Source organism: Mycobacterium sp. E2462 (assembly GCF_001672685.1).
Lineage (GTDB): Bacteria > Actinomycetota > Actinomycetes > Mycobacteriales > Mycobacteriaceae > Mycobacterium.
In genome coordinates, this window is the sequence record NZ_LZKC01000394.1 from 1 (window position 1) to 12,222 (window position 12,222).

Annotated in this window: 9 protein-coding genes and 3 pseudogenes; 9 read left to right on the forward strand and 3 right to left on the reverse strand. The window is 70.3% G+C overall.

Annotated elements, in window-relative coordinates; genetic code table 11:
- The 9 genes and pseudogenes from argS to A5714_RS27265 form a co-directional block, all read left to right on the forward strand.
- Positions 1-1,470, forward strand: a 1,470-nt coding sequence (gene argS / locus A5714_RS20525) for an arginine--tRNA ligase (RefSeq protein WP_068288322.1), incomplete at its 5' end; no start/stop codon positions are given.
- Positions 1,467-2,885, forward strand: a complete 1,419-nt coding sequence (gene lysA, locus A5714_RS20530) for a diaminopimelate decarboxylase (RefSeq protein WP_068288325.1) — start codon at positions 1,467-1,469, stop codon at positions 2,883-2,885. The genes argS and lysA, both read left to right, overlap by 4 nt.
- 3 nt (positions 2,886-2,888) lie before the next feature.
- A complete protein-coding gene (locus A5714_RS20535; protein WP_068288328.1) occupies positions 2,889-4,214 on the forward strand; it encodes a homoserine dehydrogenase in 1,326 nt (441 codons plus the stop codon).
- Positions 4,211-5,293 carry a threonine synthase gene (thrC, locus tag A5714_RS20540; RefSeq protein WP_068288331.1) on the forward strand — a complete coding sequence of 361 codons (1,083 nt, stop codon included), beginning with the start codon at positions 4,211-4,213 and terminating at the stop codon, positions 5,291-5,293. Before A5714_RS20535 ends, thrC begins: the two co-directional genes overlap by 4 nt.
- 7 nt (positions 5,294-5,300) lie before the next feature.
- A complete protein-coding gene (thrB, locus tag A5714_RS20545) occupies positions 5,301-6,248 on the forward strand; it encodes a homoserine kinase (RefSeq protein WP_156747416.1) in 948 nt (315 codons plus the stop codon).
- A 317-nt stretch (positions 6,249-6,565) separates the two neighbouring features.
- Positions 6,566-8,389, forward strand: a complete 1,824-nt coding sequence (rho, locus tag A5714_RS20550; RefSeq protein WP_369829460.1) for a transcription termination factor Rho — start codon at positions 6,566-6,568, stop codon at positions 8,387-8,389.
- Between the two features lie 225 nt (positions 8,390-8,614).
- Entirely contained in the window at positions 8,615-8,845 is a 231-nt protein-coding gene (gene rpmE, locus A5714_RS20555; protein WP_068288336.1) for a 50S ribosomal protein L31, read from the forward strand.
- Between the two features lie 93 nt (positions 8,846-8,938).
- Positions 8,939-10,012 (forward strand): peptide chain release factor 1, encoded by a 1,074-nt coding sequence (prfA, locus tag A5714_RS20560; protein WP_068288340.1) that lies wholly within the window; start codon positions 8,939-8,941, stop codon positions 10,010-10,012.
- Positions 10,009-10,719: pseudogene (locus A5714_RS27265) on the forward strand (class I SAM-dependent methyltransferase); the annotation flags it as partial. The gene prfA and the pseudogene A5714_RS27265, both read left to right, overlap by 4 nt.
- Here the strand turns inward: A5714_RS27265 and A5714_RS27270 are convergent.
- The 3 genes and pseudogenes from A5714_RS27270 to A5714_RS20575 form a co-directional block, all read right to left on the reverse strand.
- Positions 10,711-11,313 (reverse strand): annotated as a pseudogene (locus A5714_RS27270) (glycosyltransferase family 4 protein); the annotation flags it as partial. The pseudogenes A5714_RS27265 and A5714_RS27270 overlap by 9 nt on opposite strands.
- 34 nt (positions 11,314-11,347) lie before the next feature.
- Entirely contained in the window at positions 11,348-12,001 is a 654-nt protein-coding gene (locus A5714_RS20570; protein ID WP_068073135.1) for an L-threonylcarbamoyladenylate synthase, read from the reverse strand.
- A pseudogene (locus A5714_RS20575) lies at positions 11,994-12,222 on the reverse strand (protein-(glutamine-N5) methyltransferase, release factor-specific); the annotation flags it as partial. The pseudogene A5714_RS20575 and the gene A5714_RS20570, both read right to left, overlap by 8 nt.

Consider the following 12,222-nt stretch of genomic DNA (forward strand, 5'->3'; position numbering starts at 1 on the left):
CGCGAGCTGGCCGGCTGGCTCGCCGAAGCGGTGGCGCAGGCCGACGGCGTCGCCGCCGCCGAGGTCGCCGGGCCCGGCTTCATCAACCTGCGCCTCGAGGCGTCGGCGCAGGCCGCGGTGGTCGACAACGTCATCGACGCCGGCGACGGATACGGTCACTCCGCGGCGCTGGCGGGACACAAGATCAACCTCGAGTTCGTGTCGGCCAACCCCACCGGGCCCATCCACATCGGCGGCACCCGCTGGGCCGCCGTCGGCGACGCGCTGGGCCGGCTGCTGTCCACCCAGGGCGCCGCCGTGGAGCGCGAATACTACTTCAACGACCACGGCGCCCAGATCGACCGCTTCGCCAGCTCGCTGATCGCCGCCGCCAAGGGCGAACCCACCCCCGACGACGGTTACGCGGGTGACTACATCAACGACATCGCCGCGCAGGTGCTGCAGCAGGCGCCCGCGGCGTTGACCCTGTCCGACGCCGACGCGCACGAGACCTTCCGCGAAATCGGCGTCGACTTGATGTTCACCCACATCAAGGAGTCGCTGCACGACTTCGGCACCGACTTCGACGTCTACACCCACGAGGACTCGATGCACACCAGCGGGCGGGTGGACCAGGCCATCGCCCGCCTGCGCGAGAGCGGCAACATCTACGAGAAGGACGGCGCAAGCTGGTTGCGCACCAGCGCATTCGGCGACGACAAGGACCGCGTCGTGATCAAGAGCGACGGCAAGCCGGCCTACATCGCCGGGGACATCGCCTACTACCTGGACAAGCGGCAGCGCGGATTCGACCTGTGCATCTACATGCTCGGCGCCGACCACCACGGCTACATCGCCCGGCTCAAGGCGGTGGCCGCCGCCTTCGGTGACGACCCCGCCACCGTCGAGGTGCTCATCGGGCAGCTGGTCAACCTGGTCCGCGACGGCCAGCCCGTGCGCATGAGCAAGCGCGCCGGAACGGTGATCACCCTCGACGACCTGGTCGAGGCGATCGGCGTCGACGCCGCCCGCTACAGCCTGATCCGTTCCTCGGTGGACACCCCGATCGACATCGACCTGGCGTTGTGGTCCTCGGCGTCTAACGAAAACCCGGTCTATTACGTGCAATACGCGCACGCTCGGCTGTCCGCGCTGGCCCGCAACGCCGCCGAGCTGGGGCTGGCGCCCGACACCGCGCACCTCGAGCTGCTCAGCCACGACAAGGAGGGGACGCTGCTGCGCACCCTCGGCGAGTTCCCGCGGGTACTCGAGACGGCGGCGAACCTGCGCGAACCGCACCGGGTCTGCCGTTACCTCGAAGACCTCGCCGGCGATTACCACCGGTTCTACGACTCGTGCCGCGTGCTGCCGCAGGGCGACGAGCGGCCCACCGACTTGCACACCGCCCGCCTGGCGCTGTGCCAGGCCACCCGTCAGGTCATCGCCAACGGCCTGGCCATCCTCGGGGTCACCGCGCCGGAGCGAATGTGAACGTCCATCCCGCCGGGCCCCGGTACGCCGACGACGCCCGTCAACCCGCCAGCCCCCCGCGCCCGCAGTCGGCCGAGGAGCTGCTGTCGCTCGCCCCGAACGTGTGGCCGCGCAACATGATTCGCGGTGCCGACGGGATCGCGGCCATCGCGGGCGTGCCCGTCACCGACCTCGCCCGGGAATACGGGACCCCGCTGTTCGTCATCGACGAGGACGACTTTCGGTCCCGCTGCCGCGAGATCGCGGCCGCGTTCGGCGGCGGCCGCCACGTCTACTACGCGGCCAAGGCGTTCCTATGCAGCGAGGTCGCCCGCTGGGTCGACGAGGAGGGCCTGTCGCTCGACGTGTCGACCGGCGGCGAGCTGGCCGTCGCGCTGCGCGCCGACTTCCCGCCGGAGCGCATCACGTTCCACGGCAACAACAAATCCGTCGCCGAGCTGACCGAGGCGGTCAAAGTCGGTGTCGGGCGCATCGTCTTGGACTCGATGATCGAGATCGAGCGGCTTGACGCCATCGCGGGTGAGGCGGGCGTCGTCCAAGACGTCTACGTGCGCGTCACCGTCGGCGTCGAGGCGCACACGCACGAATTCATCTCCACCGCGCACGAAGACCAGAAGTTCGGCCTCTCGGTGGCCAGCGGCGCGGCCATGGCGGCCGTGCGCCGCGTCTTCGCCACGGACAACCTGAGGCTCGTCGGGCTGCACAGCCACATCGGTTCGCAGATCTTCGACGTCGACGGCTTCGAAGTCGCCGCGCACCGGGTCATCGGGTTGCTGCAAGAGGTCGTCGAGCAGTTCGGTGTCGACAAGACCGCGCAGATCTCGACCGTGGATCTCGGCGGAGGCCTGGGCATTTCGTACCTGGCGGCCGACGACCCACCGCCGATGACCGAGCTGGCGGACAAGCTGACCGCGATCGTGCGCAGCGAGTCGGCGGCGGTGGGGCTGCCCACGCCGACCCTGGTAGTGGAGCCGGGCCGCGCCATCGCCGGCCCGGGCACCATCACCCTCTACGAGGTCGGCACCGTCAAGGACGTCGACATCAGCGCCACGGCGCAGCGCCGCTACGTCAGCGTCGACGGCGGCATGAGCGACAACATCCGCACCGCGCTCTACGACGCGCAATACGACGCCCGGCTGGTCTCGCGGGTCAGCGACGGGCCCGCGACCCTGGCGCGTATCGTCGGAAAGCATTGCGAGAGCGGCGATATCGTCGTGCGGGACACCTGGGTGCCCGACGACTTGGCGCCCGGCGACCTGCTGGGGGTGGCGGCCACCGGCGCCTACTGCTATTCGCTGTCCAGCCGTTACAACATGATCTGCCGTCCGGCCGTGGTGGCGGTACGCGCGGGGCAGCCACGCCTGATCCTGCGCCGCGAGACGGTCGACGATCTCTTGAGTCTGGAAGTGAGGTGAACTGTGCCCCGTGACGAAAAGCCGGTTGGGGTAGCGGTACTCGGGTTGGGCAACGTCGGCAGCGAAGTGGTCCGCATCATCGAGGACAGCGCCGACGACCTGGCGGCTCGCGTCGGCGCGCCTCTGGTGCTGCGCGGCATCGGCGTGCGCCGCGTCGCCGACGACCGCGGTGTCCCCGTCGAGCTGCTTACCGACAACATCGAAGAGCTGGTCTCGCGCGAGGACGTCGACATCGTCGTGGAGCTGATGGGTCCGGTGGAGCCGTCGCGCAAGGCGATCCTGACCGCGCTCGAGCACGGCAAGTCCGTCGTGACGGCCAACAAGGCGCTGCTGTCGATCTCCACCGGTGAACTCGCCCAGGCGGCCGAGAACGCCACCGTCGACCTGTATTTCGAGGCGGCCGTCGCGGGCGCCATCCCGGTGATCCGCCCGCTGACGCAGTCCTTGGCGGGGGACACCGTGCTGCGGGTCGCCGGGATCGTCAACGGCACCACCAACTACATCCTCTCGGCGATGGACAGCACGGGGGCCGACTACGACACCGCCCTGGGCGAGGCCAGCGCGCTGGGATACGCCGAGGCCGACCCCACCGCGGACGTCGAGGGCTACGACGCCGCGGCCAAGGCCGCCATCCTCGCCTCCATCGCGTTCCACACCCGGGTGACCGCCGACGACGTCTACCGCGAAGGCATCACGAAGATCACCCCGGCCGACTTCGCGTCCGCCCGGGCGTTGGGCTGCACCATCAAGCTGCTGTCCATCTGCGAGCGCATCTCGGACGACGACGGCCAGGAGCGGGTGTCGGCCCGGGTCTACCCGGCGCTGGTGCCCTTGTCGCACCCGCTGGCCACCGTCAACGGGGCCTTCAACGCGGTCGTCGTCGAGGCGAAGGCCTCGGGGCGGCTGATGTTCTACGGCCAGGGCGCCGGTGGCGCGCCGACCGCGTCGGCGGTGACCGGTGACCTGGTGATGGCCGCCCGCAACCGGGTCCTGGGCAGCCGCGGGCCCAAGGAGTCCAAGTACGCCCAATTGCCCATTGCGCCAATGGGTTTGATCTCTACCCGGTATTACGTCAGCATGAACGTCGCGGACAAGCCGGGCGTGTTGTCCTCGGTCGCGGCGGAGTTCGGCAAGCGGGAAGTGAGCATCGCCGAGGTGCGCCAGGAGGGCGTGGTCGATGACGGCGGGCGCCGCGTCGGGGCCCGGATCGTGGTGGTCACCCACAGCGCGACCGACGCGGCGCTGTCCGAAACCGTCTCCGCCCTCGCCGATTTGGACGCCGTGCAGGGCATCACCAGCGTCTTGCGCCTGGAAGGAACCAGCCTATGAGCGCCCCGTACAAGGCCGTTCACCAGCCGTGGCCCGGCCTGATCGAGGCTTACCGCGACCGGCTTCCGGTGGGCGACAACTGGACAGCGGTCACCCTGCTCGAGGGCAATACCCCGCTGATCAAGGCGACGCGGCTCTCCGAGCGGACGGGCTGCACGGTGCACCTCAAGGTGGAGGGCCTCAACCCGACGGGTTCGTTCAAGGACCGCGGCATGACGATGGCGGTCACCGACGCGGTGGCCCGCGGCCAGCAGGCGGTGCTCTGCGCGTCGACGGGCAACACCTCCGCGTCGGCGGCGGCCTACGCCGCCCGCGCCGGCATCACCTGCGCGGTGCTGATCCCGCAGGGCAAAATCGCGATGGGCAAGCTGGCGCAGGCGGTCATGCACGGCGCCAAGATCATTCAGATCGACGGCAACTTCGACGACTGCCTCGAACTCGCCCGCAAGATGGCCGCCGACTTCCCGACGATCTCACTGGTCAATTCGGTCAACCCGGTGCGCATCGAGGGCCAGAAGACGGCGGCTTTCGAGATCGTCGACGCGCTGGGCGCCGCGCCGGACGTGCACGCGCTCCCGGTGGGTAACGCCGGCAACATCACCGCGTACTGGAAGGGCTACACCGAATATCACCAGGAGGGGGTGATCGACCGGCTGCCGCGGATGCTCGGCACCCAGGCGGCCGGCGCGGCCCCGCTGGTGCACGGCGAACCCGTCAGCCACCCGGAGACCATCGCGACCGCCATCCGGATCGGCGCGCCGGCGTCGTGGACCGCCGCGGTCAAGGCCCAGCAGCAGTCGGACGGCCGTTTCCTCGCCGCCACCGACGACGAGATCCTGGCGGCGTATCACCTCATCGCCCAAAGCGAAGGGGTTTTCGTCGAGCCGGCGTCCGCGGCCAGCGTCGCGGGCCTGCTCAAAGCCGTCGATGACGGCTGGGTCGCCCGCGGCTCCACGGTGGTGTGCACGGTGACCGGCAACGGCCTCAAGGACCCCGACACGGCGCTGCGCGACATGCCGACCGTGTCCCCGCTGCCCGTCGACCCCGTGCTCGTCGTCGAGAAGCTCGGCTTGGCGTGAAGGGTTGTTGGTGACCCAGGTGCTCCCCGCCGGGCTGGTGGCCAGCGCCGTGGTCTCGGCGTCCAGCGCCAACCTCGGCCCGGGCTTCGACAGCCTCGGCTTGGCCCTGGACCTGTGCGACGAGATCGTCGTCGAGACAACAGATTCCGGGCTGGTCGTGCTCGTCGAAGGGCAGGGCGCCAATCAGGTGCCGCTGGGCCCCGAGCATCTGGTGGTCCGCGCCCTCACCGCCGGGCTGCACGCGGCCGGTGTCCAGGCGCCGGGCTTGGTGGTGCGGTGCCGCAACGCCATCCCGCACTCCCGGGGGCTGGGGTCCTCGGCGGCCGCCGCGGTCGGCGGCCTGGCTGCGGCCAACGGCCTTGTGGCGCAGACGGATTCGCCGGTGTTGACCGATGCCCAGCTGATTCAGCTCTCCTCGGATTTCGAGGGCCATCCCGACAACGCCGCGGCCGCCGTGCTGGGTGGCGCGGTGGTGTCGTGGATCGACAGCGGTGCCGCCGCGGCCCGCTACTCGGCGGTGCCCCTGCGGCTGCACCCCGACATCCGGGTGCACTGCGCGGTCCCCGAGGAACGTTCGCTGACCTCGGAGACGCGGGTGTTGCTGCCCGCGCAGGTCAGCCACGTCGACGCGCGCTTCAACGTCAGTCGCGCGGCGTTGCTGGTGGTGGCGCTCACCGAACGCCCCGACCTGCTGATGGCGGCCACCGAGGATGTCTTGCATCAGCCGCAGCGCGCGGCGGCGATGCCGGCCTCCGCGGAATATTTGCGGCTGCTGCGGCGTCATAACGTGGCAGCGACGCTGTCGGGGGCCGGTCCTTCGGTGATTGCGTTGAGCACAGCCTCGGAGCTACCTGCGGAAGTGGTGGACTACGGGGCCGCCCACGGTTTTACGATCACCGCGATGGCCGCTGGCGAACGAGTTCGCTGGAGTGCGGGAGCCACCGTCCCCGAGTGATCCACAGCGTGGCCCGAGCGTTTGCTTGCTTCCGGCTGGGATGGGGGCTATCCTCGGACCCGTCCAGCAATCGCAGCATCTGCATCTGCATCCATACTGCCTTGAAGCTAGGACAACACCAATTCTTCTCGTGGACGAGGTTCGCCGTTTACTCCGCCGATCGAGGCGATCACCGTTGCAGAGTCGATGATTGGGCGCATCCGGCACTGAGCCTGATTGCAACGACCCCCCGTATGACGTGATCAGCGGGGGAAGAAAGGAAATCCGTGACTGATACGGACCTGTTCACGGCTGGCGAGAGCACTGACGCCGATCAACTGGCGAACGCCGTGACCCCAGACACATCCGACGCGAAGAGCGTCAAGACCACCAAGTCCGATGGCCCCGCGGTCGCCCTGTCCACCATGGTGTTGCCCGAGCTGCGCGCCCTGGCCAGCCAGGTCGGCGTCAAGGGGACGTCGGGCATGCGCAAGAACGAACTGATCGCCGCCATCAAGGAGATTCGCGGCCAGGCCAACGGCGCCGCCGCCAACGGCGCGCCGACCGCCGCCGCCGACACCGGCACCAAGCCGGACACCGACGCCAACGGCGCCGGCCCGGACGCCCCGGCCAAAGCGGAGCAGAACGGTACGGCCGCCGAGTCGCCGCGCCGCGAACGGCGCAACGCCTCCCGCGAAGCCGGCGCCGCCGCCCAGCCCGACGACGACGGTGGCCGGGGCCGCTCGGCGCGTCGCGACGACGCCTCCGGCGACGAGGCCGACGCCGGCAAGCGGGACGACCGCGGCCAAGACCGCCACGACCAGAACCGCGACCGCGGCCAGGACGGCGGCAACGACCAGGGCGGCCAGCGCGGCGGCTCCAACCAGAACCAGAACCAGCAAGACGACGACGGCGACGGCCGCCAGGGGAGGCGGGGGCGCCGCTTCCGCGACCGCAGGCGCCGCGGCGAACGCACCGGTGACGGCGCGGAATCCGAGCAGATCCGCGAGGACGACGTCGTGCAGCCGGTCGCCGGCATCCTCGACGTCCTGGACAACTACGCGTTCGTGCGCACCTCCGGCTACCTCGCCGGCCCGCACGACGTCTACGTGTCGATGAACATGGTGCGCAAGAACGGCCTTCGCCGTGGCGACGCCGTCACCGGCGCGGTACGCGTGCCCAAGGACGGCGAGCAGCCCAACCAGCGGCAGAAGTTCAACCCGCTGGTGCGGTTGGACAGCGTCAACGGCGGCTCGGTCGAAGACGCCAAGAAGCGGCCCGACTTCTCCAAGCTGACGCCGCTCTACCCCAACCAGCGCCTGCGCCTGGAGACCACCAGCGACCGGCTGACCACCCGGGTCATCGACCTGATCATGCCGATCGGCAAGGGGCAGCGCGCGCTGATCGTGTCACCGCCCAAGGCCGGTAAGACCACGATCCTGCAGGACATCGCCAACGCGATCACCAGGAACAACCCCGAATGCCACCTCATGGTCGTGCTCGTCGACGAGCGGCCCGAAGAGGTCACCGACATGACCCGCTCGGTCAAGGGTGAGGTCATCGCCTCAACCTTCGACCGGCCGCCCACCGACCACACGGCCGTCGCCGAACTCGCGATCGAGCGCGCCAAGCGGCTCGTCGAGCAGGGCAAGGACGTCGTGGTGCTGCTGGACTCGATCACCCGCCTGGGCCGCGCGTACAACAACGCCTCGCCCGCGTCCGGCCGGATCCTGTCCGGTGGTGTCGACTCCACCGCGCTGTACCCGCCCAAGCGGTTCCTCGGCGCGGCGCGCAACATCGAGGAAGGCGGGTCGCTGACGATCATCGCCACCGCGATGGTCGAGACCGGCTCCACCGGTGACACGGTCATCTTCGAGGAGTTCAAGGGCACCGGTAACGCGGAGCTCAAGTTGGACCGCAAGATCTCCGAGCGGCGGGTCTTCCCGGCGGTCGACGTCAACCCCTCCGGTACCCGCAAGGACGAACTGCTGCTCTCGCCCGACGAGTTCGGCATCGTCCACAAGCTGCGCCGCGTGCTGTCCGGTCTGGACTCGCACCAGGCCATCGACCTGCTGATGTCGCAGCTGCGCAAGACCAAGAACAACTACGAGTTCCTGGTCCAGGTGTCCAAGACGACGCCGGGATCGATGGACAACGACTGATCCGTCCGCGCGTCCGGCGCGCCGCCGCTGTGGCTTCGGTCTCGAAGAGCGGTCGCGCCGGCACCGAGGGAATGTCCGGGCCCACCCCGGTGTTTTGGGGAGACGGTGGTTGACCTGGCATAATCGAACGTCGATTACCCAGGACCGCCTCGGGTTGGGAGTTCACCACCGGCCGTCGGCTCCGACGCCGCCAGGGCCGGGCGACACACGATCGAAGAGGACATCATGAAAGCTGAGATTCATCCCGCCTACGAGGAGACCACGGTGCTCTGCGGGTGTGGCAACACCTTCCAAACGCGCAGCACCAAGTCCGGCGGCCGCATCGTCGTCGAGGTCTGCTCGCAGTGCCACCCGTTCTACACGGGCAAGCAGAAGATTCTCGACAGCGGCGGCCGGGTGGCCCGCTTCGAGAAGCGCTACGGCAAGCGCAAAGCCGGATCGGACGCCGACAAGTAGCGGCCTCACCGACGCCCGAACTGTGCGCGCAGGCGCACGGGCCGGGCGTCGGTTCGCGTTCAGGAGCGGATCGCTTGGTGTGGGAGGTGTGACATGACAAAGCCGGTGCAGACCATCGACGTGCTGCTCGCCGAACACGCCGAGCTCGAGCGACGGCTGGCGGACCCCGAGCTGCACAGCAATCCCGCCGAGGCGCGCAAGGCCGGCCGCCGGTTCGCCCGCCTGGCGCCGATCGCCGCCACCCACCGCAAGCTGGAGTCCGCGCGCGCCGACCTGGAGACCGCCCGGGAACTGGCCGCCGACGACCACTCGTTCGCCGACGAGGTCACCGAGCTCGAGGTCCAGGTCGGCGAGCTGGAGACCCAACTCACCGACATGCTGGCGCCGCGCGACCCGCACGACGCCGACGACATCGTGCTCGAGGTGAAGTCCGGCGAGGGCGGGGAGGAATCGGCGCTGTTCGCCGCCGACCTGGCCAGGATGTACATCCGCTACGCCGAGCGACACGGCTGGACCGTGACCGTGCTGGACGAAACGACGTCCGACCTGGGCGGCTACAAGGACGCGACGCTGTCCATCGCCAGCAAGGGCGACGCGGCCGACGGTGTGTGGTCGCGCCTGAAGTTCGAGGGCGGCGTGCACCGGGTGCAGCGCGTCCCCGTCACGGAATCGCAGGGCCGCGTTCACACTTCGGCCGCCGGCGTGCTGGTCTACCCCGAACCCGAGGAAGTCGGCGAGGTGCAGATCGACGAATCCGATCTGCGCATCGATGTCTACCGCTCGTCCGGCAAGGGCGGGCAGGGCGTGAACACCACCGACTCCGCGGTGCGCATCACCCACCTGCCCACCGGGATCGTCGTGACCTGCCAAAACGAGCGGTCGCAGCTGCAGAACAAGGCCCGCGCCCTGCAGGTGCTGGCGGCGCGGCTGCAGGCGCTGGCCGAGGAGCAGGCGCTGGCCGACGCCTCGGCCGACCGGGCCAGCCAGATCCGCACCGTGGACCGCAGCGAGCGGATCCGCACCTACAACTTCCCCGAGAACCGGATCACCGACCACCGCATCGGGTTCAAGGCGCACAACCTCGACCAGGTGCTCGACGGCGACCTCGACGCGATGTTCGACGCGCTGGCCGCCGCGGACAAACAGAGCCGGCTGCAACAGGCATGACCGCATTGCGGCGCGCGATCGACGACGCTGCGGTGGCACTGACCGCAGCCGGCATCGATTCCGCGCGCTGGGACGCCGAGACGCTGGCCGCCCACCTGGCGGGCACCGACCGCGGGCGGCTGGCGCTGCTCGACTCACCCGGCGAGGACTTCTTCGGGCGCTACCGCGAGGCGGTGGCCGCGCGCTCCCGGCGGGTGCCGTTGCAGCACCTGCTGGGCACGGCCGCGTTCGGGCCGGTGCTGCTGCACGTCGGGCCCGGCGTGTTCGTGCCGCGCCCCGAAACCGAAGCGCTGCTGGAGTGGGCGAGCGCGCAGCGGCTGGCACCCGAGCCTGTGATCGTCGACTTGTGTACCGGCTCAGGGGCTTTGGCGGTCGCGCTGGCCCGGCACCGGGCAGAGCGTGGCCTGGGCGCGCGGGTCATCGCCGTGGACGACTCGGCCGCGGCGCTGGCCTACGCGCGCCGCAACGTCGAGGGCACCGGCGTCGAGCTCATCGAGGCCGACGTCACCCGCCCGGGCCTGCTTCCCGAACTGAACGCGCGCGTCGACCTGCTGGTGGCCAATCCGCCCTATGTGCCCGACGACGCGGCGGTGCCCCCCGAGGTCGCGGGCCACGACCCGCGCCACGCGGTGTTCGGCGGCCCGGACGGCATGGCGGTGCTCGGCCCCATCGTGGAACTGGCCGCCCGCTGGCTGCGCCCCGGCGGCCAGCCCGTCGAGCCCGTCGACGAAGTTCATGGCGTTGACGATCGAGACCGTCAACGCCAGTGTGAGCAGGATCGACGACGCCTGGTCGAGCACGATGGTGCCCACGCCGCCGATCGGGATGTACAACACGCTCCAGGCGACGCCCATGGTGACCAGCACGCTGGCCGCGGTGATCTGGCCGGCGAACTTCGTCAGCGCATCCAGGCCCCAACGGTCGTCGATCAGCCCGATGCCCATGATGACCGCGCCGGCCACCAACACCGCGGGCATGCCGGTGGAGTAGACGAAGCCGCGGGTGAGCGCGGGAAGCTGCGAGGCCAGGAACACGGCCGCCCCAACCCCGAAAAACATTGCCAGCCCGCCCATTCGGGGCGTTGGCGTGACGTGCACGTCGCGCTCGCGCGGATAGGCGACGGCGCCGAGCCGGGTGGCCAGCACGCGCACCGGGCCGGTCGCGAAGTAGGTGATGATCGCGGCGGTCAGCCCGACCAGGGCGAGCTCGCGCAGCGGCACGCCGGCGCCGCGATCGGCCAGGGCGAGCCAACCACTTGCCAGATTGGTGACGACGCTGGACACCTCGAGACCGTACTGCACCAACCTGGTCCGCCAGTAATCGCGCCGCCGCCGGCTAACCCGTCAGGCTCGCGGGATCGACCTCGAGTACCTCGGCGATGCGCTGCGCGCTCACCGGGCCCGGCCGCAGGATCCGGGGGCCGTCACCAGTGAGGTCGACGATGGTGGAGGCGGCGCCCTGTTCGGACGGACCCGCGTCAAGGTAGACGTCGACGAGGTCGCCGAGTTGGTCGCGCGCGTCGCCGGCGGTCACGGCGGCCGGGCGGCCCGAGACGTTCGCGCTGGAGACCGCCATGGGCCCGACCTCCCGCAGCAGCTCGATGGCCACCGGGTGCAACGGCATGCGCAGCATCACGGTGCCGCGGGCGTCGCCGAGGTCCCACTGCAGCGACGGCGCCTGGGTCACCACCAGGCTCAACGCGCCCGGCCAGAACGCGCGGATCAGGTCGCGGGCGCCGCGCGGCATTGTGTAGACGAGGCCCTCGATGGTGTGCCAGGAGCCCACCAGCACGCCCACCGGCATGTCGCGGCCGCGGCCTTTCGCCGACAGCAGGGCGGCCACCGCGGCGGTGTTGAACGCGTCGGCGCCGATGCCGTACACGGTGTCGGTGGGCATGACGACCAGCCGGCCGCCCTTGAGCGCCGTGACCGCCGAGGCGATGCCGCGGGCGCGCTGGTCGGGGTCGGCGCAGTCGAATACGTCAGTCACGAGCGCCGCTCCTCCTCATCGCCGTCACGAACCGCGGGCGCCCCGCAAGGTCCCGCCGGGCCCGGACGTCGTCGAACACCCCTGCCGCAGCGAACATTTCGACTGTCTGGGCCGACGTGCTGTCGTCGTGCTCGACGGCCACCAGGCCGCCGGGGCGCAGCCAGCGGGCGGCCAGTTCCACGATGGGGCCGAGCACCGCCATGCCGTCCGGGCCGCCGAAC